Below are 22,395 nucleotides of genomic sequence, written 5' to 3'. Positions count from 1 at the left end.
AAGGAATCACTATGGACAACATGACTATCATTGCGGTGGCCTCAATCGTCATCGCTGGCATCACCACCGGTTTTGGCACAATGGGGCCGGCATTGGCGGAAGGGCGGGCGGTCGCGACGGCCCTCACCGCACTGGCGCAACAGCCCGACGCTTCCGCCACCATCACGCGGACGCTGTTTGTGGGCTTGGCGATGATCGAGTCCACCGCCATCTATTGCTTCGTGGTTTCGATGATCCTCATTTTCGCCAACCCTTTCTGGAACCATGTCATTGCCCAAACGGCGGGGCATTAAGCCATGCTCATCGATTGGTTCACCGTCGGTGCGCAGACAGTCAACTTCCTCATTTTGGTGTGGTTGCTGAAACGCTTCCTGTATCGGCCTATCCTCCACGCCATTGATGAACGGGAACGGCGGATCGCCGCAGAACTCGCCGATGCCGACGCGAAAAAAGCCGAAGCGCAAAAAGAGCGTGACGACTTCCAACACAAGAACCAGATTTTCGACCAGCAACGTGCCGAACTCTTTGGCCAAGTGGCCAGTGAGGCAAAAGCCGAACGCCAACGTTTATTAAATGCAGCACGTATGGCGGCTGAAGTGTTGCGGGACCAGTGCATGGAGACGCTGAAAAACGATGCCCATAACCTGAACCAGGCGATCAGCCGCCAAACCCAGCAGGAAGTGTTCGCCATAGCCCGCAAGGTGCTGGGCGACCTGGCTTCGGCAAGTTTGGAAGCGCAGTTGGGGGAGATGTTTGTCCGCCGCCTACGGGAGTTGGATGGCCCTGCAAAAACCAGCCTTGCCGAAGCCCTTGCGGTAGCTTCCGGGCCGGTCATAGTGCGTAGCGCGTTTGAACTGCCGATACCGCAATGCGCGGCGATACGGCAAACGCTCAACGAAGCCTTGGCGGCTGAAACCGACATCCGTTTCGAGGTTTCAGCCGACCTGATCAGTGGCATTGAATTGGTGGCAAACGGCTGGAAAGTCGCCTGGAGCATCGCGGATTATGTTGCCGAGTTGGAAAAAAATGTCGGCGGACTGCTGGAAGAACAATGCAAGCCTAAGGCCCGCTCCGAGCCTAAGCCAGTACCCGCAAATGCCCCCGCTGACGCCGAGGCCATCAAATGAGCGTGCCATCGGATACTTTGCAGCAAGTCTTCGAACGCACCTTCGCCGGGATCCGCCAAGGGCGGGAAGCGTTCACGCCGCAATTGGCCCCGCACGAAGTCGGCAGGGTCATGACGGTCTCCACGGGCATTGCCAAGGTGTCCGGGCTACCGAATGTGGGGTATGAAGAATTGTTAAAGTTTCAAGGCGGTGTGTTTGGGATTGCCTTTAATGTCGATGAGGAGGAGATCGGCGTTGTGCTGCTCGGCGAATATGTGGCTTTGCAGGCTGGCGATGAAGTCACGCGCACCGGGCGGGTCATGGATGTGGCGGTCGGCGAGGGTTTGCTCGGAAGGGTCGTCGACCCGCTGGGCCGTCCGCTCGACGGTGGCGGACGGGTGATGGCCAGCCAGCGTTTGCCCATCGAACGCCCGGCGGCGTCAATTATGGACCGTGCGCCCGTCACCGTACCACTGCAGACCGGGCTTAAAGTGATTGACGCGCTGATCCCCATCGGACGTGGCCAGCGCGAGCTGATTTTAGGTGACCGGCAGACCGGCAAAACCGCCATCGCGCTTGACGCCATCCTTAACCAGCATGACCAAAACGTCGTGTGCGTTTATTGCGCCATCGGGCAGCGGGCGTCCTCTGTGGCGAGAACCGTAGCCATCTTGCGGGAGAAAGGTGCGCTGGCCTACACCGTGGTGGTGGTGACCGAGGGCAACGACCCGCCAGGCTTGGCTTATATCGCACCGTACGCCGCGACCAGTATCGCCGAGCATTTCATGGAAGCCGGACGGGACGTGCTGATCGTTTATGATGACCTGGCCCAACACGCCCGCGCCTACCGCGAGCTTTCCCTGCTGTTGCGTAGGCCGCCGGGCCGGGAAGCGTTTCCGGGGGACATTTTTTATATCCATTCCCGCCTGTTGGAACGGGCGACCCATCTGCGCAAGGAACTGGGCGGCGGCTCGCTCACCGCCTTGCCCATCATCGAGACCGAAGCGCAAAACATTTCCGCCTATATTCCGACCAATTTGATTTCCATCACCGACGGGCAAATTTACCTCTCGCCTACGCTGTTTGAATTGGGGGTGCTGCCCGCCGTTGATGTCAGCAAATCCGTTTCGCGTGTCGGCGGCAAGGCGCAGCGGGCGGCCTACCGGGCGGTGGCGGGCGACCTCAAGCTGGCTTACGCCCAGTTTGAGGAACTTGAAACTTTTGCCCGCTTCGGCGCCCGTCTGGATGACAATACCCGCAAGGCCATCGAACATGGGCAACGCATCCGCGCCTGCCTCAAACAAGCCGAATCCGCACCCGTGTCCGTGCCTGCCCAAATCACCATCCTGCTGGCTTTGACGGCCGGGCTTTTTGAACTAGTGCCACTAGCCCAGATGGCGGATGCTGAAAAGGCCGTACAAGGCGCCGCCGTCAATATCCCAACGGACGTGCTTGCCCGCTTGGAGGTTGCCGAAAATTTGGGCGACGCAGACCGCCAGGCCATTATCGAAATCGCGCGGCTAGCGTTGCTCCGCTTCCAGCCCGGTGCAAACCCCGAGGCCAAATCCGCAAATCCCCCTTCTGTGCAGATTAAAAAACCATGAGCGGCAACATGGCGAACTTGCGCCGTAAAATCAACAGCGCCGATGACCTGCAATCTGTTGTCCGCACCATGAAAGCCTTGGCCGCTTCAAGTGTCGGCCAATACGAACAATCCGTACGTGCCTTGAACGATTACTACCGGACGGTGGAGCTAGGGCTAAATGTCTGCCTGCGGGCAAACGGCCTAGGGAATTTGAAATGGGGGAGTGACGGGCACAAGGCTTTTGATGTGGCGGGTGCGGTGGTGTTTGGCTCTGACCAAGGGTTGGTCGGGCAGTTTAATGAGGTGGTGGCCGGTTATGCGCTTGAAACCCTCGCGAAGCTGCCCGGCAAACCGCACATTTGGGCGGTCGGTGAACGTGTCCATGCCCATTTGGCCGACGCAGGGTTCCCGGTAATAGGGTTGTTTGCCGTACCGAATTCCGTCAAGGCCATTGCCCCGTTGGTCGGGCGGATTTTGGTGGAGAGCGAAACGCGCCACGACCCTTCCGCCACTTTCGGCGCAGGGCAGGGCGAAGCTACCGGGCTCTACCTGTTTTATAACCGCCCTACAGCCGAAGCGGCCTACGCCCCGTCTTGCCACCGCCTGTTGCCGCTGGATGAAAACTGGCGGCGTAAGCTTTATCAATTGCCTTGGCCGACCAAAAACCTGCCTGAAGTGATGGGCAGTGACATCGCCACCCTACGCGGACTGATCCGGGAATATCTTTTTGTCTCGCTGTTCCGGGCGTGCGCCGAATCGCTGGCCAGCGAAAATGCGAGCCGGCTGGCGGCGATGGAACGCGCCGATAACAACATTGACGAATTGCTGGAGAATTTCCACAGCGCTTTCCACCAGTTACGCCAGAGCGGCATCGACGAGGAATTGTTCGATGTGGTCTCTGGTTTTGAAGCCTTGTCCAATATAAAACGGTAGCCAGGCGGATCCGAATTCCTTGGCACCTTTAACGCCGCTTTTTGAACCTTCATTTGCCCCCCTCATTAGGTTAACTAACGTAAGCCAGCATTCTGGCTAGGTTCTGTTGACGTTTCATCGGAGCCATAAGAGCACGGATGCAAATGACAACATCCCCCTGTAATTAATGGCTTTTTTCTCATATCTGGTGGCAATCCTGCGGTAGTGCTTGAGCTTGCCGAACATACATTCGATGACGTGCCGCTCCTTATAATGGCAATAATCGCAGTCAATTTCTTCTTTCCTGTTCGATTTGGGCGGGATGACGGCTTTTATCCCCCGTGTTTCCAACCACTCCCGTAAGGCATTGGTGTCGTAGGCCTTGTCCGCCAAAACGGCGCGGGCACTGAGGTTTTCCAACAAGGGGATAGCCTGCCTGCACTCCGCCCCTTGGCTGCCCGTCAGGATGAATCTGACCGGTAGCCCCAAGGCATCACAGACCGCATGGATCTTGCAGCCAAAGCCGCCTTTGGAACGCCCCAACGCCTCTTCCTTGTCGGAGCTGTTTGCCGCCCCCGCCGCACAGGCATGTGCCCTGATTACCGACCCATCCATGGAAACATCCTGTAAATCAGCGGCTTCGGAAAAATATCCGAGGAGTTTCTCCCAAGCCCCATTCGCGCACCAGCGCGAGAAACGTTTGAAGATGGTGTTCCATTTGCCGTACGTTGGCGGCAAAACCCGCCACTGCGCCCCCGAACGTAATATCCACAGGCAAGCCCCAACGAACCGCTTGCATTGCTCGGGACAGCCGACATGGATGCACGGCAATTGTTTTAAGAACGCCAATAAGCGGCCCCACTCGTCATCACTCAGCTCTATTCGGTTCATGCCATCCAAATCGGATAATCTTAACCTATTCGACAAACGTCAACAGAACCTAGTGTAACCACCCCATAACCCCATGGTTTTTCGCTTTAACTGTGTCAAATGACACAATTTTTATATCTTATAAAATCATAATATTTTGATTTGTTTGAATAAATTATTTTCTAAGGTTTGTTGCCGGATAAAAACCATGCAAATTTTATGTAATTTCATCTGAAAGTGCGCCATATCGCCTAGTTTTTAATTGAACTGTGTTAAATGACAGGTTTTTATATTTAATGAAAAGCTAATATTGTGTTTTTTTTGAATATATTTTTTGGCATACATCATGCTTTGTCTAATGCGTAGGTAGATGTTTTTTTGGGTCGTGGTGGGTCACAGCCATGGCCGGCAAAATGCAACATACATTACCCTATGCTGATTGGCTGCAAAAAATAGTTAATCAGGACGATAATCCCTGCGCCAGAGCTCCTGTTAATGGTGGGTTGGCTGCAATTTTTTAATCCTTTTAAAAAAACCAAGCGTCATACAAGGACAACATCGATGAAAATTAATAAATTAGCTAGCTTTACTTTATTGGCGACAGCGGGTTTCCTCGCTGCTTCAGCAAGCTTCGCAGCAACCCAGCCTAGCCAAATTACCAATTTTACGGCAAAAAGAACCACTGATGTTTTTACGGTAAAAAGTAAGGCTTGGAGCGACCCGGCCTTTGGTGATATGGGTTGGACGCATAGTTCCGATTGGGGCCGCTTTGTCGCTAGAAAAGGCCAAACAGTGACCATCAAATTAACCTCTGAAACCATAGGCGTACATCCAGCTGTTACGGTTTGGTTCCGTGATAAAGATGACACGGCTCCAGACTCCTACGTTGTGGATCATTTTTATCCACAATACGCCAATTTCACTAAATTCGGTGCGACTGATGAAGGCACTGGAGCCAGCCTAGGCAATATTATTATGCGTATTAAGGCTTTTGGCTATGACCAGGATGGCAATAGCAAACGTGTTAAAAGTTTCAATGGCATAAAAGATGACGTTCCAGGCCAATTGGTATTGACGTTTAAGGCACCAAACTCAGGTCCTTACATCTTTGTGGTAGGGGGCTTTAACCCTGATGTGGGTGTTGACAACACCATAAAACATAACATAAACGCCTCAGTGGTTGTTACCACACCAGTAGCGACAACTCCTTAAGCCATTCCAGCTTGATTTATGCCGTGTTGTCCCTTTATATGCACGGCAAAGGGGCAACCGGACGATATCCATCTAATATTTTCTACTCACTTTATCTTTTGTCGCAAATCAGATTTATATTGCTAATGCCTGTTTGCCCCCAAAGATAGAACAATCAGCAGGTCTTCTTATGTCCACAGCTCAGCGTGCCGACACCCTATTGCCCCATTTTATTCTACCTAGCATGGTGTTGATGGGGGCAATCCTCAGCACCGAGGTCAGCGCACATGGTGATACCCCACCTCCGCTCAAGGGTGTTGCAATGCCCATAACACCCGGTTTGCTTGACGGTGACAGCCCTATTGTCACCAATAAAGCGGCGGCCATCCAGTTGGGCAAGGCCCTGTTCTGGGATACCCAGGTAGGCAGTGACGGTATGGCTTGCGGCTCATGCCACTTTCATGCCGGGGTTGACGGGCGTTTCAAAAACCAGCTTGCCCCAGGGAAACTGCATCGGTTCGCCACAACGGGGCAATCTTTTGAAGCGACCGCATCCGGTGGTGTCGGCGGGCCTAATTACATCCTCAAACGTAGCGACTTCCCGCTTTACCAACTGACGAACCCTGCCGATAGGGATTCCGCCGTATTGTTCAGTACGGATGATGTCGTTGCATCGGCAGGCACCTTTTTGTCGCGTTTTGAAGGCCTCAGCCAAGCTAAAAACGGTCACGATGACTGTTCTCCGAGAGCCGATGACATTTTTCATCTAGGGACGTTAAATACCCGTCAAGTCCAGGCTCGCCAAGCACCCAGCGTCATTAATGCGGGTTATAACTTCCGTAACTTTTGGGATGGTAGGGCCAACAATATTTTTAACGGGGTTTCACCTTTTGGTCTGCGTGACCAGGGCGCCGGTATTTGGGTTGTGCAAGCTGGTGGAAGCGTCAGCAAACAGCCGCTCCGGTTGGAAAATGCATCTTTGGCCTCGCAAGCCGTTGCCCCTCCTATGAACAACACCGAAATGTCTTGTAGGCAACGGACTTTCCCTGACATCGGGCGTAAATTATTGACCCGCCAGCCATTGGCGGCACAAGCCGTCCATGCTGAAGATAGCGTGTTGGCCGGGCTACGCGACCCTTCCGGCAAAGGCTTGAGGGTGTCCTATGATAATTTAGTCAGAAAGGCATTTGCCCCGCGTTATTGGTCGTCAAAAACGGGCGATTTTGGGCGTCCTGCAGATCTGGCTGCCGCCCCTTATTCCCAGAAAGAAGCTAATTTTTCCTTGTTTTTTGGCTTGGCCCTGCAACTTTACCAACAAACCTTGGTTTCTGACCAAACCCCCTTTGATACGCCCCGTGTGCCAGGAAGCTTCCCCAAAATGCCGGAAGGTTTGGATAGGCAACAAAAACGCGGCCTGACAATTTTTCTTAACGCCCATTGCGCCGTTTGCCATGCCGGGCCAACCCTGTCCACGGCCGCCCATCCTGACATTGTCACGCCATCCAATAATTTTTCCTCGCAACGTTTGGTCAACCGTAAGACCATGAACGGGGCGTTCAATGGGAATGGCGTTGTCAACGGTATGCTGGATGAAGGTTTTTTTAACACTAGCGTTGCCCCAACGGATAATGACGTAGGTGTTGGTGGTAAAGACCCTTATGGCAATCCGTTGTCTTTTAGCCAACAATATTTCGATAAGTTGCTTAACGGCACGCCAATGATAGACCCGGTCGCGGTCAATTCCTGCGACATGGACAATACTTTTGCCCAGGATTATTTGGATAGCGAACTGATGGATGACCCCTATATTGTCGGTAGCTGTGACACCCGTGGGCTTTATGCAAAAATACCGACGGTTCCGGTGTTGCTCGCGGAACTTCAAAAAAGGAAACAGGGCCGCGCCTTGGTGGCTATCAAAGGCGCGTTTAAAGTGCCCACCTTGCGCAATATCGAGCTGACCGGGCCTTATATGCACAACGGTAGCCTGCTGACGCTGGAACAAGTCGTTGATTTTTATTTCAGGGGAGGGAACAACTTTAAAAATAGCCATCATTTTGCGACACTGGTATTTCCACAAGGCATTTCAAGCCCGGAAAAAGCGGATTTAGTGGCGTTCCTAAAATCATTGACTGACGAACGGGTGCGTTGGGAACGGGCCCCCTTTGACCATCCGCAGCTGATAGTGCCCCACGGGCATAAGGAAAGTGCGAATATCCAGCATCCCGAACTGGCGGCCGACCAATATTTACAAATTCCCGCAGTTGGCAGAAATGGCCGTGATACCACCTTAGGACCGTTAAAACCCTTCCAAAGCTATCTCAAACCTTAATTTCACAAATGGTGCATAGCTTTGCAAGTTGATTGGCAAATTCAATTTAAGAAGCCCAATCAGCCATCTCAAAAGGCTCCGTACGGTAATTCCGTACGGAGCCTTTCAAATCCCCGTCTTTTCTTCGGATACCGCATTACTAATGCTTGCCACGCCTACCGGGAGACAGGGCGGCGCCGCCTCTTAAACTATGCCGCTCAAATTGTTTTTTCAATCCTTGGAATCTTTCTTGGCTTTTTTCAAGGCTTTCTTTTCTTTCGGGTTGAGGGCTGGTTTTTTCTTGTCTTCCTTATTGCTTTTTTGTTCTTTACTCATAGTGTCAACTCCAAATTGATTGATGGGGCTTTTCTTAATATCCGTTAAATGCCACTGCTTCCAGCGCGCCGCCAACGAATTGAAAGGCCCCGAAGGCACACTATAGGCCTATTGCTTTAAGTATGCTTGGGTTTTGTATGGAGGGTAGGCCATTGGCTCCGTGCCGGGTAATAATGCGATGCTTTTTTTGTCCAGGAGCCCGTTATCTGGCTTGTGCGGCAGTTAGCCGTCGCTAAGCAAGCGCTTCAACAACTGACTTTAAGTTCATCAAGCCTTTTTCAAATTGTCCCCCGACCATTTTGTCGCAGTTCATGATCAAGCCCATTGCCTTACTGATGAAATCGTTTCGGCCTGTCATCGTCCAAGTGACCTTGGTTTGGCCACTATCGGCTTGGAAGGTGAATTCTGCGGAGTTGGTGCCTTTGAAAGGTTTTTGGAAATCTAACCTGAATTGGATGTATTCATCGGGGTGGCTATCGGTGATGGTCATGCTGCCCACGCCGACTTTGTTGTTGCCTGCCCAACCCATGACGGCTCCGATGCCCGATTCGGGGCCATCAAAGGTGGTTGTGGCGTTGGGGTCTAGTTTTGCCCAGGGCGACCAGGCATGCCATTTTTGCAAGGTGTTGACATGGGGAAATATGGCTGCGGCAGGCGCGGAAATTGTGGTTGTCCGGGTGACCCGGAATTCGGCCGGTTGCCTGGCTGCGATAATGATAAACACGATGACAGTGACTGCGGCAAAAATTAGGATGATTTCTAGCATGGGCTGTTTCCTCCCGTTGTTTGAAAGGCTAGGATTATAGAATAGCTTAGATGAAAAATCCGTTAAACATCAGCCACTTTTATCAATGATATGTGGCTTGTATCGTGGCGGTGCTATCCAATACAAGCATGTGCTGACCAGTGGGCCATGCGGGCTTTCCGAATGCTGGGGAAGGTGGCTCTAAGGGGGGAGGCGGGGTGCAAAAACGCATTTTGCACCCCGGTTTTTTCAGATTTCAGGATCGGTTTTGTTTGCCGCTACGTTTTCATTAACGCTTACGGCTTCCGGTGCTGGCTTGTTGCTTTCAGGCTGTTGGACGGCGACGGGTTGCCCCGCTGCCAGCTCTGGCGGTGCCGTGTGGGCGACGGCCTGCCCGGCAGCGGGCTCAGGCACTGCTGTAACCGGTGTTTCTGGAAGCACAGGAGCTACGGCTTCGAAAACAGCGATGATGGGTGCTACAGGTTCAGGTGGCTGGGAAGGTTCCGCCACAACATGGGGTGGCTTAGAATGATGCCCAACCGGCTGGGCAACGTGTTCGACGGCAGCCTCAACTTTTGCGTCCGCCATGTGATCAGGGGCATGGCTTAGGCTGTTTTCTGGTGTGTTTTCAGACACCGAGGCGGCGACATTTTGGTGTTGGGCAGGGGCTTGTTTATGGGCATGCTCTTCCTGGTGACCCGTGTCGTCAAAACTGTCTTGAACCGCCAGTTGTTCCTCAAACTCGTCATTACCCTCAGTATTGTCTTCAGGTTTTTTGTAGTTAGGGTTACGGGGCCTTCTGCGGTTGGGGCCACGCCTGTTTGGGCGTCTGGATGCCGAACGGTTGTTTGCCTGCTCTTCGCTGGATTCTTCCATGGAGTTTTCCAGCTCCGGTGACGAGGTTTCCAGTCCGGCATTAACGTCATGGTCAATATAGTCTTTTACGGGCGCCTCTTCGGGGGCTGCGGCTAGGGGCGCAACAGCGGCTGGCGGAATGATATTCGGGCGGACGTTACGGCCTGGCCCCCTGAATTGGCGTGGCGCTTGTGCAGCTTCGTCCGGCTTGGCCGGTTTTTCCGCATCCTGGCCTATGCCTGGTTCGCGCTCACGATCCCGGTTGTTTTTGTTACGGTTGCGGTTGCGCCTGGAGTTGTTGCGGCTACGGGCTGGAGGCGTTTCGGCGTTGGTTTTGGTTTCGACGGCTTCTACAGGGGCATCGGCGGCGGCCGGTGCGTCCTTGTTTTCTGGCTCGTTATTGGCCACCGCTCCGACCAGCTTGTGCCAGAAGCGTTTGATCAAGCCTGCGGCCTCATTCTTATGTGTTATGGGCTCAGGAATGTCGTGGATAAATTCTTGGATAAACGGCTTGTCAACTTTGGTTTTGACCTGCTGGGCAAAATCAGGGATGGTGATTTCTTCCGCTTTTATCTGGTTGTAACTGGGTTTCTCATCTGCCGTTTCCTTTTCTTTGATACGCTCTATCTCGTAAGCGGGCGTTTCCATGTGTTTGCTGGGCAGGATGACAATGCCGACCTTCAAACGGTTTTCAATTTGCTCAATGGCGCTGCGTTTTTCATTTAACAGGAAGGTCGCGGATTCAATCGGCAAATGCACAATGACTTTTTCTGTGCTTTTTTTCATCGCCTCTTCTTCAATCAGGCGCAACACCGATAGCGCGACCGATTCAACGTTGCGTATCGTGCCTTGGCCTTTACAACGCGGGCAGATGATTTGCGTGGAATCCCCTAAAGAAGGCCGCATCCGCTGCCGTGACATTTCCAACAGGCCAAAGCGGGATATTTTGCCGGTTTGGATGCGGGCGCGGTCAATTTTAATGGCCTCCCGCAGATGGTTTTCGACACTGCGTTGGTTTTTGTTGGACATCATGTCGATGAAGTCGATGACGAACAGGCCGCCTAAGTCACGCAAACGCAATTGGCGGGCGATTTCTTCCGCCGCTTCCAGGTTGGTGTTAAGCGCGGTTTCTTCGATGTCACTGCCTTTTGTGGCGCGCGCCGAGTTGATGTCTATGGACGTCAGTGCTTCGGTGTGGTCGATGACGATGGAGCCGCCGGAAGGCAAGGACACTTCGCGGTTGTAGGCGACTTCAATTTGCGCTTCAATTTGGTAGCGGTTGAACAGCGGCACGGCGTCTTGGTACAACTTGGCTTTGGGCAAGAAATGGGGCATGACTTGCTTCAAGAATTTTTGCACCAAAGCGAAGGATTCTTGGTTGTCAATCAGGATTTCATCGACATCGCCGCGCAAGTGGTCACGCAGGGCGCGGATGATGACGTTGCTTTCCTGGAACACCAAAAACGGGGCTTTTTGTTCGCTGGATGAGCGTTCGATGGATTCCCATAACTGCATCAGGTAGTTCAAGTCCCATTGCAGTTCTTCGGCATTTTTGCCGCAGCCAGCAGTACGGACGATCAGTCCCATATTGTCAGGGATGGTCAAGGAAGCCATGACTTCGCGCAATTCGCTACGGGTTTCGCCTTCAATGCGGCGGGAAATGCCGCCTGCTTTGGGGTTATTGGGCATCAGCACCAAATAAGTTCCGGCGAGGCTGATGTAGGTGGTCAAGGCCGCGCCTTTGTTGCCGCGTTCTTCTTTTTCAATCTGGACGACGATTTCCTGGCCTTCTTTGATCAGGTCTTTTACAGAGGCGCGGCGGCCTTCTTCGGCACCTTCCGGCGCATTACGGTAAGCGGGGGAGATTTCTTTGAACGGTAAAAAACCGTGTTTTTCTGCGCCATAGTTGATGAAGGCGGCTTCTAAACTGGGTTCTACGCGGGTGATGATGCCTTTATAAATATTGGATTTTTTTTGTTCTTTTGATGGTACTTCTATGTCAAAATCATATAGTTTTTGACCGTCTACCAAAGCGACCCGCAGTTCTTCCGCCTGCGTGGCGTTGATAAGCATTCTTTTCATTGTGTATCCTTGTGGTGTCCTGCTCCATGGTCAGACTTTATTAATCAGACTGGCTTAATTTCTAGTGCAAAGTGAGTCATCAATACAATAATGGCGATAGGGGTGAAAAATACCATCAATTGGGCTTTTACAGTGCTATTGTTGGTTTATCGGCGTTGGTTTATCGGCGCATTGTTGTGGGTATCTTGCTCTGCAACAATGAAGGCAACGATACTTGCGCTCACAAATACTAAGTCAAATCAGTCTTAGTGGTAAATTCTGTTTTCAGCAGGAGTTTAAAATCGCGCATCTAGGGTCGAGCGATGAACCCGAAAATTCTTTTGTTATGAAGCCGAAAGTTAGCGGCGTTATGGGGTTGCCCTGTCAACTTCATGTTTTTGCCCCAAGCCAGTTCCGTCATGGGACTGCGGGGCGGTATGTTTTTTTTGAAAACGTGCTTAATATAGCAACCTTATCGCCCTACAGCAATTTAAAGAATCAATCCAGTCCATAATACTGATATTATTTACTCATAATGACTACAACAGAGCAGAGCTCGTCCCCCAAAGTCCAACTGGTCGAAATCACCGAAGAGCAATGTGACCAGCGCTTGGACAATTTTTTAATCACGTTCCTGAAAGGTGTGCCCAAAAGCCATATTTACCGGATTGTCCGTAAAGGGGAAGTCAGGGTGAATAAAGGCAGGGTCGATGTGAAATACCGTCTGGAAACGGGCGATATTGTGCGTGTCCCGCCCGTCAGGGTCGCGGAAAAAGCCCCCGAATTGTTTGTCGGCCATCATTTGCAAGACGCGCTTGAACAAGGCGTTTTATTTGAAGATGAAGCGTTTATGGTCATCAACAAGCCTGCCGGTTATGCGGTGCATGGCGGCAGCGGCGTCAATTCGGGCATTATCGAAGGTTTACGGTCTATCCGCCCCAATGCGCCTTTTTTGGAACTGGTGCATCGCCTTGATAAGGACACGTCCGGTTGCTTGCTGGTTGCCAAAAAACGCAGCGCCCTAAAAAAACTGCATACCTTGTTCCGCGAGGATCAAGTGCAAAAAACGTACATTGCGTTACTGGCGGGCCGATGGGAACGCAAAAAACTGGTCGTCAATGCGCCGTTGCAAAAAAACCTGACCCAAGGTGGCGAACGCATGGTGTTTGTCAGCAAGGCGGGCAAGGAAGCGGAAACCCTGTTCCGTAGGATAAAGCTATTTGCCGATTCCACCCTGGTCGAAGCCGCGCCCAAAACCGGACGCACCCACCAAATCCGCGTCCATGCCGCCACTAGCTTGGGACATCCAATAGTCGGCGATGAACGCTATGGTCAGGACGAAACCAACAAAACTTTCCGCAGCCGTGGTTTTAAGCGCATGTTTTTGCACGCCGCCACCCTGCAATTCCAGCATCCGGTTTCCGGTGCACTATTAACGGTTTCAGCCCCTTTACCCCAACAATTGGATGATTTGATAACGTATGAAGAAAAAAGCCTTTGATTTAATTATATTCGATTGGGATGGGACATTAATTGACTCGATAGACTGGATCACCCATTGCTTGCAAACGGCGGGCGCATTATGCGGTTATCCCATCCCTGAGCGGCAAGCCGCCAAAGATGTTATTGGCCTGTGTATCCATTCGGCCATGCAGGCTTTGTTTCCTGATGCTGATGATGAAAAAATCGAAGTATTGGTGGGCCATTACAGTAAGGCTTATTTTTCCAAACAAATCCACCAAGATGATTTGTTTATCGGCGTTTATGACATGCTGGTGCAACTGAGAGCCAACGGCTATCAGCTTGCCGTTGCCACGGGTAAAACCCGTGCAGGCCTTGATGAAGCGTTGGCTGGCACGGGTACGTCGGAGTTGTTTTGTACGACCCGTTGCGCTGATGAAACCGCGTCCAAACCTGACCCGCGCATGTTGCATGAAATTATAGAACAGGCCCAAGTCGCTAAGGAGCGTGTGCTAATGGTCGGCGATTCCATACACGATTTACAGATGGCACAAAACGCGCAAATTGCGTCCATAGGCGTTGCTTGCGGGGCGCATACTGAAGATCACTTGCAACAATACAACCCGTTGCGCTGTCTACAGCTGCCTACGCAATTACTGGAAATCATTTAAGGTTAAATCTAATGGACAATCAACAAGATAACTCGACAAAACCCGCCAGTGCAGCGGGATGGGAACATGAGGTTTTAGAAAAACTGGTGTTCGCGGCCCTTTCGGAACAAAAAGCCACCCGCCGTTGGGGGGTATTTTTTAAATCGCTTTTGTTTTTGTATCTTTTGGTTTTGCTGGGCATCGCGGTTTATCCAAAAATCAAAATGGATAAGGGTTCCACTGGCCATACGGCGGTCGTTAATTTGGTGGGCATGATCGCTGAAGGCAAGGACGCCAATGCCGCCGATTTGATTGAAAGCCTACGGGATGCCGTTAAGGATGAAAATACCAAGGGCATCATCATCCACGCCAATTCCCCTGGCGGTAGCCCGGTGCAATCGGCTTATGTCTACGATGAAATCAGGAAAATCAAAAAAGAACACCCCAAATTACCCATTTATGCGGTCGTCAGCGACATTTGCGCATCGGGTTGCTATTACATCGCCTCTGCCAGTGACAAGATTTTTGTCAACCCCGCCAGTTTGATTGGCTCAATAGGCGTCTTGATGGATGGCTTTGGCTTTGTCGATGCGATGAAAAGCCTAGGTGTGGAGCGCCGGTTACTGACGGCTGGAACCCATAAGGCGATGCTTGACCCGTTCTCGCCACCTAAAGACGATGAAACGGCCTATATGAAGGATTTGCTCAATCAAGTCCACCAGCAATTTATCTCCGCTGTCAAAGCCGGGCGCGGTGAGCGTTTGAAAGAAACGCCGGACATGTTCTCAGGCTTGGTCTGGACGGGCGAAGCCGGCGTCAAGAATGGCATCGCGGATGAGTTTGCCGATGAAGATAAAGTGGCGCGTGACATTATCGGTGCTGAAAAGCGGGTTGATTTTACCCAGCAAGAGGCGTTGATAGACAAGTTGGCGGGGAAATTGGGCGCGTCATTTGGGCATGTGGTTAGCAACGTGTTGCAGACGCCGTCGTTGCGTTGATACGGTTTGGCCTATAGCAACCGCCCTTCCGGTTTGGATTGCCGGAAGGGTGGCGGTGTTGGGCCAACGCCAGCACACAATTAAGCGCGGGTTCAGGGTGGGGCGTTAAGCTATCATCCCTACACAAAAAGCACTTTCTTTGTTGTGGTTCAACCCTCTGGCGAATCTTATGAAAAACTTGATCCCTATCATTTTATTAATGCTGTTTTCTGGGAACGGCTGCTTTGCTGAAGGCGAAATTGCCCGTCCCGAAATGGTAAGCCAAACCATCAGTTTGGAACGTGCCGCCAACCAGCTGGTTAAAGACGAAAACAACCGCATACTGGGCGCGGAAACCGAACAGATAAACGATAGGCCTATCCACGTCATCAAGGTCTTGACCGGACAAGGCCATATCCGCCACTTTAAGTTCGATGCCGAAACAGGCCAATTAATCGACTAACTCACGTTGAGGACATCATGCGTATTCTAGTTGTTGAAGATGAAATAACGCTTTGTGAACAAATCCAACATTTTTTTGCCGAGCGGGGGTTTGCTGTGGATACCGCCCATAATGGCAGTGACGGTTTTTACATGGGTAAGGAATTTCCCATTGATGCGGCGGTGGTTGATATTGGTTTGCCGGATTTTTCAGGCATCGAACTGATCAAGCGCCTACGCAAGAACAAAATTGCCGTCCCTATTTTGATCCTGACCGCACGTAGCCGTTGGCAGGAAAAAGTCGAAGGGCTGGAAGCCGGGGCCGATGATTATCTGGTCAAGCCGTTCCATTATGAGGAATTGTTGGCGCGGATCAATGCGCTGATCCGGCGTTCGGCAGGGCAGTCGCATCCGATCCTCACCCATGACAATATCGAGCTGGACACCGTCGCCCAGGAAGTCAGTGTGTCCGGTGTCAAACTCGAACTTACAGCCTACGAATATAAAGTGCTGGAATATCTGATGTTCCGCAAAGGCGAGCTGATTTCCAAATCCGTCCTGACCGCGCACATTTACGATGAAGACTTTGACCGCGACAGCAATGTCATCGAAGTGTTCATCGGCCGTTTGCGCAAAAAGCTCGACCCCGACGGAAGCCGCAAACCCATAGAGACCTTACGCGGGCGCGGTTACCGTATCCCCGCAACCTCCTGAGTATAGCCGTTGCGCCTTAAATCCCTCAGTTTCCGTCTGTTAGTTGCCGAAGGGCTGGCGCTCACCGTCTTTTTTGCATTGGTCGCCATCATCCTTGAACAAGGTTTTCGTGACAGTGCCGAACAAGCCCTAAAAGAACGTCTGCAAGTGCAGATTTATTCCCTGTTGTCATCAGCGGAAATCAATAATGCAGGCGAGCTGAAAATGCCCGAACACTTGCCTGAACCGCGTTTTATCAATCCGGGTTCCGGGCTATACGGTTTTATCCAACAGAAAAAAAACCAATTGCTCTGGCGTTCGCCTTCGGCGATAGGTTTGGATGTCATCACCCCGCCGCCATTAAATGTCGGGGATTCCTTGTTTTCATTCGACAAGCACGGGCGTTATGTCCTGCATTACGAAGTGTTTTGGCAAAACGCCTCCGGTGTTGAACGTGAATACACCTTCACCGTCGCCGAAGACGCCCAGTTTGTCAGGAACCAAGTGGAGCAGTTGCAAGAAACCTTGCGCGTCTGGTTACTGTTTATTGGTGTCGTGCTCGTGACCATCCAGTTTGCGCTCTTGCGCTGGAGTTTAAAGCCTTTACGCAGCATCGCCACCGACTTGGAAGCGATAGAGCAGGGCAATAAAACCCTGTTGGATGGCACGTATCCCAGCGAATTGAAAGGCCTGGTCGGCAACCTCAATGCTTTTATCACCATGGAACGGGCGCATTTGGAGCGTTACCGCAACAACCTCGCCGATCTGGCGCACAGCCTCAAAACCCCGTTGGCCATTTTACGTGGCTGTGTCGAATCGTTCAGCGCCAACACTGAAACGGTTAAGGAACAAATTTCGCGCATGGATGAAATCGTCGAGTACCAACTGCACCGTGCCGCTGCCCAAGGCAAACAGAAAGTCATCAAAACCGTAGATTTGCCGCTCATCATCAACAAGATCACAATGTCGTTGAACAAAGTCTATCTCGATAAGGGCATCACCATCACCGCCATCATGCCGGAATCCTGTTTGATTTATTGCGAAGAAGGCGATTTGTATGAAATCGTCGGCAATCTGCTTGATAACGCCTGCAAATGGTGTAAGCACAGCGTTAAGGTCAGTGTCTCAATCAATGTCCGCAATAACCGCCGCAATTTTTCCGTGCAGATACAAATTGAAGATGACGGGCCTGGTATCCCGCCAGGAAAATTCAACGAGATTTTAAAACGGGGTGTGCGGGCGGATGAAAATATCCATGGCCACGGCATTGGCATGAGCGTGGTTTATGAACTGGTCACGCTGCTGGGGGGCAAGTTGGAAGGAGGCAAAAGTACGCTTTTGGGGGGGATGAAGTGGGCCGTTTATTTGCCATGAGGGCCGGGTGTGATTATTCCGGTGCGGACGGATGTGCAGGAGCTGCCATATCTCAGCCCAAATCCGGAACCACTGTTTTTTTAAGTTGCGGCTTCTTTTACGGGCATAAAGTATTTCGGGGATGGTTCCGCAACTGTCGGCTCAACCTTCGCCTTGGCAGGGATTGCCGGAATCCAGCGTACCAGGATGAGCCAAAAATGACTGGCAGACGGAAATCCGGCTGCTTCCAAATATACCCGCCATTTATTCGGCTTCGCTTGCCCCGATAGTTGAGGCGTTACTGGACGCTTGAGTTTACTATTGGTAACAACGGCGAATGACCCTAGTACTCAGTCATTTTTTTATTGTCGGGTAAAGTTTTTTCAATTTTACCCGGGCATCTTCACTGGTAAATCGCCATTCCATAGGCTGAGCAATAGCATTTCTTTGTTCTTGCCAAGCTGCGATTTCCATCCTTAATGTTTCTTGGTCCGGAATGCGCCGATCCAGACATTGGCGAGACAAGATGCTCAATTCTATTTCCGCCATATTTAACCAACTGCCATGTTTGGGCGTGTAGTGGATTTCCAATTTATCCAGAATTCTTCGCGCTTCCTCAGGGGCGAACGCCTTATACAGCGATGCTCCCGTGTGGGTGTTCAAATTATCCATAACCAGTGTGATGCGCTCAGCACGAGGGTACTCGACATCAACCAGGTTGCGGATTTGATGCGCCCAATCCACCGCCGTCCGTTGATCCGTTACCACCACATGCCGTTTCCCCTCTAACGGTTCAAAAAATAGGAACAGATTACTCACCCCATTACGTTCATACTCCGTGTCATACTTTTCGACGGTGCCTGGTTTTGCCGGTATCGGCTGACGTGTTTCCTTAATGTGTTGCTTGCTGCTTTCGTCCATACAAACCAGCGGATGAGTGTCATCATACGAGCGTTTGTAAACAGCCAGTACATCTTCCATAGCGCAGACAAATTCCGCATTCTCTTTAGCCGGGATACACCATTCTTTATTCTGCCAAGGTTTCAACTCATTTTTTTTAGTGTTTGCCGGATAGTTTCGTGGGATACGCTTTCCACATGGCCCAGTTCAACCATGTGCTGCCCAAGCAATCTCAGTGTCCAGCGACTGCGTCNATCAGGGGCATCACCANAGGCTAACGCGAGCAGATGCGCTTCCTTTTCGCCGTCAATGACACGGCTTTTAACCCGGATCGGTTTAGCCCGGTTTAAGGCGGACTCCAAGCCTTCTTGAACCCATCGTTCCCGGACTCGTTCAACGGTGCGTGTGGAAATGCCAAAGGCTTCACTGATTTGACTATCCAGCCACGGGTCGCCCCATTCACTACTATCTGTCTTGAGCAGGATTTCTGCGTGAAGCCTTTTATGGGCAGCCACTTTGCCTTTATGAATCAAACTTTCCAAATCAGTACGTTCTTCTTCTGTCAGTCGTACAATGTATTTTTTCGCCAATTGCCAGTTCCATGGGGTAATGAATAAACTCATCATATGGGGGCCGTAACTCGACATAACAATAATGACTGAGTACTAGGGGGCAACCATAACCTGGATGGTTGCCCGGACTTATCGTATTAAAGGACTAAGTTTATGGCTGAAGGTGGCAGGCCGGTGACTTGAATATTAAAATCTGCCTGGGTGTCGCCATCAATATCACCAGAAAGGTAATTCAGGGTGAAATCAAAACGTAATTCCCCTTCCGCTCCACTAAACTGATTGCTGCTAATGTAAGTGAATGCTTGGTTGCCGCTTTCATTGCTGACGGCATCAATGGCTGAAAGGTCAATCTTATCGGTAAGGCCAAAGTCTGTGATGCTGTCTTGGGCATTGAAATAGAAAGTTTGTACAGGGCTTTGCAAATCATCTATAGATAAAAACTTGAAGGTATCGTTACCGGCACCGCCTGTGAACATGTCAGAACCTTGACCGCCCACTAAGGTATCGTTACCATTCCCGCCGGAAAGGGTATCATTGCCTGAGCCTCCGGTTAGGGTATCATCCCCGTCCCCGCCGTTCAGGGTGTCATTGCCCATGCTCCCGTTTAGGTTGTCGTTGCCCGCCAAGCCGTTCAACATGTCATTGCCGTTGCCAGTGGTTTTGGTGTCCGCCGCCCCGGTGCCTGTGAATGTCTGGTCTGTGGCGACAACCAACTTGTTGGTGCCGGCACCGGTTTCTTGCAGCATTTTGCTGAAATTAGCCAGTTGGATAGTCGCATCTTCCTGGTAATCGCCATCAAAATCAAAAGACAGATAGGAGCCAACCCCATTCCCGCTGAAGCTTGAGCCTTGGATAAAACGGTATTGTCCGGTTTCACCGCTAAACTCGGCGTCACCGATAAAGTCACCCCATAATTGGAAGTTTTGGATATTGATAAATAGCTGGTCGCCAGCACTAAAGTCGGTGATGACGTCCCCTTTAATGCCGTCGGCTTCAGTGAACCTGAAAGTGTCAATGCCAGTGCCGCCTATGTAAACATCCTTGCCATAGCCGCCGTCTAAAATATCATTGCCGGCACCACCGAAAAGATGGTCGCTGCCTTCGCCGCCGATCAAGGTGTCGTTGCCGCCCTTTCCTAATAAGCGGTCATTGCCGGAACCACCCGTTAATGGATCGTTTACAGCGTCGGTGCCTGTTAAAATTTGATTAGGGGCGACAACCAATAGGCCCGAATCCGGCGCTGTTTCGATGAAATTGACCTTAGTTTTTAGTTGTATTGACACATCGGCCTCAGCATCGCCATTGGTGTCAATTTCAATGCGGGTCGGATAATAGGATAAAGCCGGAGAGTAGGCTAAATTGAAATCGCCACCATCGCCATAACGGATTTCCCCTGCCACGCCGTTAAATTGTTGGTTGCCAATAAAATGATGGGCGGCAAGTGCTGAAAAATCAATACGGTCACCCGTGACAAAGCTTTGGATAACATCACCTTTGGCATCGGTGACATTTTTATATTGGTAGGTATCGTTACCGGCTCCGCCATGAAGCGTATCGGCTCCTGCCCCACCTTCCAAAATATCGTCGCCCGTACCGCCGGAAAGCCAATCGGCACCAGTGCCGCCACGTAAAATGTCGTTACCGCCCAGGCCGAACAACGCATCTGTGCCCGCCGTGCCAATTAAATTGTCTACGCCAGCCGTCCCCACTTTAATTTTGATCGTCATTTATTTATCCTCGTGTAAAAGTTAATATTTTTGATTAAATCATTATTATCCAGTGGTCATTCTGCCTACCTTTGATTTCCTGAAAACAGGATGGCGTTAATGGGGCTCCACTAGCCGCCCAAAGTAGGTTGTGCGGGTTTCGCTATGCTGAGCTTCCAAACCCTATATCGTTAACCTAGCGAAGTGCTGATTAAATCATCCGGTATAACCTAACGCAAGGGGAGCCTAAAAATAGGGGGGTAATGGCCGTTTGGAAGCATTTGCCATAAGTCTGTTAGGCCTGGATGGGCTAGTTGTCCGGCGATATGTTAGGTGGGCGTTTTGCCTACCGGCCACTGCCCAAAACTAAAATGGCTTGCTGTCCCTAGCATAGCCAGATGTTTACAAGCCCCGCAACAAATCCCCTTTAATATCCTCAATATTCTCCAAGCCTACCGAAACCCTGATCAGGCCGTCCATAATCCCCGCCGCCGCCCGTGCTTCCGGGCTTAAGCGGCCGTGCGTGGTGGTTGCCGGATGGGTGATGGTGGTCTTCACGTCGCCCAGGTTCGCGGTGATGGACAGCAAACGGGTCGAATCAATCAACCGCCACGCCGCTTCTTTACCACCTGCCACTTCAAAACTGACGATGCCGCCGAAATGGCTTTGCTGGCGTTTGGCAAGCTCATGTTGCGGATGCGAAGCCAAACCGGGGTAATAGACTTTGCTGACGCCCGGTTGGGCCTCCAGCCACTGCGCTAAGGCCAAAGCATTGTCGCAATGCGCTTTCATGCGGATCGCCAAGGTTTCCAATCCCGACAGGAACACCCAGGCATTGAACGGGCTCATGGCCGCGCCGCCCGTACGCAAATACGGGTAAACCGATTTTTCGATGATCTCCTCGCTGGCGATCACCGCGCCACCGACACAACGGCCTTGCCCGTCGATGTACTTGGTCGCCGATTGCACGACAATATCCGCGCCTAAGGCCAAAGGTTTTTGTAGGGCAGGGGTGCAGAAGCAATTATCCACCACCAACAAACTGCCATTTTGATGGGCGAGTCCGGCGAGTCCGGCAATGTCGGCGATGCCCGTCAACGGGTTGGATGGGGTTTCCAAAAATAAAAACCGCGTGTTGGGTTTGATCGCCGCCGCCCACGCCGCCGTGTCGGTCAAATCGACAAAATCACAGCTGACGCCGAATTTGCCAAAATAATTTTCAAACATTAGCACCGTGTTGCCGAATACGCCGCGTGAACAAACGATATGGTCGCCCGTTTTCAACAAGCTCATCCCCACCGCCATAATCGCCGCCATGCCGGAGGAAAACGCCAAACAACGTTCGCCCTGCTCCATCAACGCCAGGCGTTCCTGGAAGGCGCGGACGGTGGGGTTAGTGAAACGCGAGTAAATATTGCCGGGTTTTTTGCCGGAAAAGCGCAAGGCCGCTTCTTCCGCACTGGCGAACACATAGCTGGAAGTGGGGAAAATCGCGATGCTGTGTTCGTCTTCCTGCGTGCGTTGATGTCCGGCGCGTATGGCTTGGGTTTCTAGGGAGTAGTCGTTCCAGTTGATGTCGGTCATGATTGATAAGGATTCAAATAAGGTGTGATTTAAGACAGGGCAATAGTTTAGCGTAAAAGTGAAATATCCGGCATTCTGTAGCAAATGCA

The 22,395-nt window shown here is 51.5% G+C and carries 18 protein-coding genes; 12 read left to right on the top strand and 6 right to left on the bottom strand.

What is annotated here, in order from left to right:
- Positions 1-11 precede the first annotated feature (11 nt).
- Genes METMI_RS0101035 through METMI_RS0101020 form a run of 4 tightly spaced genes read left to right on the top strand, consistent with a single transcriptional unit; the run spans position 12 to position 3,624 of the window.
- Positions 12-293: a F0F1 ATP synthase subunit C gene (locus METMI_RS0101035; RefSeq protein WP_019864299.1), complete on the top strand. Its 282-nt coding sequence runs from the start codon at positions 12-14 to the stop codon at positions 291-293.
- Between the two features lie 3 nt (positions 294-296).
- Entirely contained in the window at positions 297-1,127 is an 831-nt protein-coding gene (locus tag METMI_RS0101030; RefSeq protein ID WP_019864298.1) for a F0F1 ATP synthase subunit B family protein, read from the top strand.
- On the top strand, positions 1,124-2,710 hold the full coding sequence (locus METMI_RS0101025) for an alternate F1F0 ATPase, F1 subunit alpha (RefSeq protein WP_019864297.1): 1,587 nt from the start codon (positions 1,124-1,126) through the stop codon (positions 2,708-2,710). The genes METMI_RS0101030 and METMI_RS0101025 overlap by 4 nt, the downstream gene beginning before the upstream one ends.
- Before the next feature lie 8 nt (positions 2,711-2,718).
- Positions 2,719-3,624 carry a F0F1 ATP synthase subunit gamma gene (locus METMI_RS0101020; protein ID WP_232215162.1) on the top strand — a complete coding sequence of 302 codons (906 nt, stop codon included), beginning with the start codon at positions 2,719-2,721 and terminating at the stop codon, positions 3,622-3,624.
- Positions 3,625-3,738: 114 nt separating this feature from the next.
- On the opposite strand, the gene METMI_RS0101015 is transcribed toward METMI_RS0101020, so the two are convergent.
- Complete coding sequence (locus METMI_RS0101015) at positions 3,739-4,494, bottom strand: IS5 family transposase (protein ID WP_019864295.1); 756 nt, start codon at positions 4,492-4,494, stop codon at positions 3,739-3,741.
- Between the two features lie 540 nt (positions 4,495-5,034).
- Between METMI_RS0101015 and corA the strand changes: the two genes are divergently transcribed.
- Positions 5,035-5,685, top strand: a complete 651-nt coding sequence (gene corA / locus METMI_RS0101005) for a copper(I)-binding protein CorA (protein WP_019864294.1) — start codon at positions 5,035-5,037, stop codon at positions 5,683-5,685.
- A 169-nt stretch (positions 5,686-5,854) separates the two neighbouring features.
- Positions 5,855-7,993 (top strand): cytochrome-c peroxidase, encoded by a 2,139-nt coding sequence (locus tag METMI_RS0101000; RefSeq protein WP_156829736.1) that lies wholly within the window; start codon positions 5,855-5,857, stop codon positions 7,991-7,993.
- A gap of 547 nt (positions 7,994-8,540) precedes the next feature.
- Here the strand turns inward: METMI_RS0101000 and METMI_RS0100990 are convergent.
- Together METMI_RS0100990 and METMI_RS0100985 are read right to left on the bottom strand one after the other, a co-directional pair.
- Positions 8,541-9,074, bottom strand: a complete 534-nt coding sequence (locus METMI_RS0100990; RefSeq protein WP_019864291.1) for an SRPBCC family protein — start codon at positions 9,072-9,074, stop codon at positions 8,541-8,543.
- Between the two features lie 228 nt (positions 9,075-9,302).
- Positions 9,303-11,990, bottom strand: coding sequence for an Rne/Rng family ribonuclease (locus METMI_RS0100985; RefSeq protein WP_019864290.1), 2,688 nt, complete (start codon positions 11,988-11,990; stop codon positions 9,303-9,305).
- 514 nt (positions 11,991-12,504) lie between these two features.
- Here METMI_RS0100985 and rluC point away from each other — a divergent pair.
- The 6 genes from rluC (at position 12,505) to METMI_RS0100955 (ending at position 17,565) form a co-directional block, all read left to right on the top strand.
- Positions 12,505-13,470 carry a 23S rRNA pseudouridine(955/2504/2580) synthase RluC gene (gene rluC / locus METMI_RS0100980; RefSeq protein ID WP_019864289.1) on the top strand — a complete coding sequence of 322 codons (966 nt, stop codon included), beginning with the start codon at positions 12,505-12,507 and terminating at the stop codon, positions 13,468-13,470.
- Positions 13,451-14,101 (top strand): HAD family hydrolase, encoded by a 651-nt coding sequence (locus METMI_RS0100975; RefSeq protein WP_019864288.1) that lies wholly within the window; start codon positions 13,451-13,453, stop codon positions 14,099-14,101. The genes rluC and METMI_RS0100975 overlap by 20 nt, the downstream gene beginning before the upstream one ends.
- 11 nt (positions 14,102-14,112) lie before the next feature.
- The gene (locus tag METMI_RS0100970; RefSeq protein ID WP_019864287.1) at positions 14,113-15,078 is read left to right on the top strand and encodes a S49 family peptidase; all 966 of its coding nucleotides are present in this window, start codon (positions 14,113-14,115) and stop codon (positions 15,076-15,078) included.
- Positions 15,079-15,247: 169 nt separating this feature from the next.
- Complete coding sequence (locus METMI_RS0100965) at positions 15,248-15,520, top strand: PepSY domain-containing protein (protein WP_019864286.1); 273 nt, start codon at positions 15,248-15,250, stop codon at positions 15,518-15,520.
- Between the two features lie 17 nt (positions 15,521-15,537).
- Complete coding sequence (locus tag METMI_RS0100960) at positions 15,538-16,212, top strand: response regulator transcription factor (protein ID WP_019864285.1); 675 nt, start codon at positions 15,538-15,540, stop codon at positions 16,210-16,212.
- A gap of 9 nt (positions 16,213-16,221) precedes the next feature.
- Positions 16,222-17,565 (top strand): ATP-binding protein, encoded by a 1,344-nt coding sequence (locus METMI_RS0100955; RefSeq protein ID WP_019864284.1) that lies wholly within the window; start codon positions 16,222-16,224, stop codon positions 17,563-17,565.
- A gap of 333 nt (positions 17,566-17,898) precedes the next feature.
- Here METMI_RS0100955 and METMI_RS25945 read toward each other — a convergent pair.
- From METMI_RS25945 to METMI_RS0100935, 3 genes are all read right to left on the bottom strand, one after another.
- Positions 17,899-19,067 (bottom strand): IS630 family transposase gene (locus METMI_RS25945; RefSeq protein ID WP_198007966.1). Its coding sequence is split into 2 segments (ribosomal slippage): positions 17,899-18,605 and positions 18,605-19,067, totalling 1,170 coding nucleotides; the frame shifts between segments, so codons are not numbered across the junction.
- Between the two features lie 86 nt (positions 19,068-19,153).
- Positions 19,154-20,743: a calcium-binding protein gene (locus METMI_RS28095; protein ID WP_019864280.1), complete on the bottom strand. Its 1,590-nt coding sequence runs from the start codon at positions 20,741-20,743 to the stop codon at positions 19,154-19,156.
- 381 nt (positions 20,744-21,124) lie between these two features.
- A complete protein-coding gene (locus tag METMI_RS0100935) occupies positions 21,125-22,306 on the bottom strand; it encodes an O-succinylhomoserine sulfhydrylase (RefSeq protein ID WP_029151411.1) in 1,182 nt (393 codons plus the stop codon).
- Positions 22,307-22,395 lie beyond the last annotated feature (89 nt).

It is taken from the genome of Methylovulum miyakonense HT12 (assembly GCF_000384075.1).
Lineage (GTDB): Bacteria > Pseudomonadota > Gammaproteobacteria > Methylococcales > Methylomonadaceae > Methylovulum > Methylovulum miyakonense.
Note: the sequence above shows the minus strand (reverse complement) of the source record. Positions and strands in the feature narration are given on the sequence as shown.

Excerpts from the sequence above, each read along its gene's own strand:
- METMI_RS0101015 (WP_019864295.1), bottom strand. The coding sequence starts at position 4,494 with ATGAACCGAATAGAGCTGAGTGATGACGAGTGGGGCCGCTTATTGGCG.
- METMI_RS0100935 (WP_029151411.1), bottom strand. The coding sequence starts at position 22,306 with ATGACCGACATCAACTGGAACGACTACTCCCTAGAAACCCAAGCCATA.
- METMI_RS0100985 (WP_019864290.1), bottom strand. The coding sequence starts at position 11,990 with ATGAAAAGAATGCTTATCAACGCCACGCAGGCGGAAGAACTGCGGGTC.
- METMI_RS0100975 (WP_019864288.1), top strand. The coding sequence starts at position 13,451 with ATGAAGAAAAAAGCCTTTGATTTAATTATATTCGATTGGGATGGGACA.
- METMI_RS0101025 (WP_019864297.1), top strand. The coding sequence starts at position 1,124 with ATGAGCGTGCCATCGGATACTTTGCAGCAAGTCTTCGAACGCACCTTC.
- METMI_RS0100960 (WP_019864285.1), top strand. The coding sequence starts at position 15,538 with ATGCGTATTCTAGTTGTTGAAGATGAAATAACGCTTTGTGAACAAATC.
- METMI_RS0100965 (WP_019864286.1), top strand. The coding sequence starts at position 15,248 with ATGAAAAACTTGATCCCTATCATTTTATTAATGCTGTTTTCTGGGAAC.
- rluC (WP_019864289.1), top strand. The coding sequence starts at position 12,505 with ATGACTACAACAGAGCAGAGCTCGTCCCCCAAAGTCCAACTGGTCGAA.
- corA (WP_019864294.1), top strand. The coding sequence starts at position 5,035 with ATGAAAATTAATAAATTAGCTAGCTTTACTTTATTGGCGACAGCGGGT.
- METMI_RS0100990 (WP_019864291.1), bottom strand. The coding sequence starts at position 9,074 with ATGCTAGAAATCATCCTAATTTTTGCCGCAGTCACTGTCATCGTGTTT.
- METMI_RS0101030 (WP_019864298.1), top strand. The coding sequence starts at position 297 with ATGCTCATCGATTGGTTCACCGTCGGTGCGCAGACAGTCAACTTCCTC.
- METMI_RS28095 (WP_019864280.1), bottom strand. The coding sequence starts at position 20,743 with ATGACGATCAAAATTAAAGTGGGGACGGCTGGCGTAGACAATTTAATT.
- METMI_RS0101000 (WP_156829736.1), top strand. The coding sequence starts at position 5,855 with ATGTCCACAGCTCAGCGTGCCGACACCCTATTGCCCCATTTTATTCTA.
- METMI_RS0101020 (WP_232215162.1), top strand. The coding sequence starts at position 2,719 with ATGGCGAACTTGCGCCGTAAAATCAACAGCGCCGATGACCTGCAATCT.
- METMI_RS0101035 (WP_019864299.1), top strand. The coding sequence starts at position 12 with ATGGACAACATGACTATCATTGCGGTGGCCTCAATCGTCATCGCTGGC.
- METMI_RS0100970 (WP_019864287.1), top strand. The coding sequence starts at position 14,113 with ATGGACAATCAACAAGATAACTCGACAAAACCCGCCAGTGCAGCGGGA.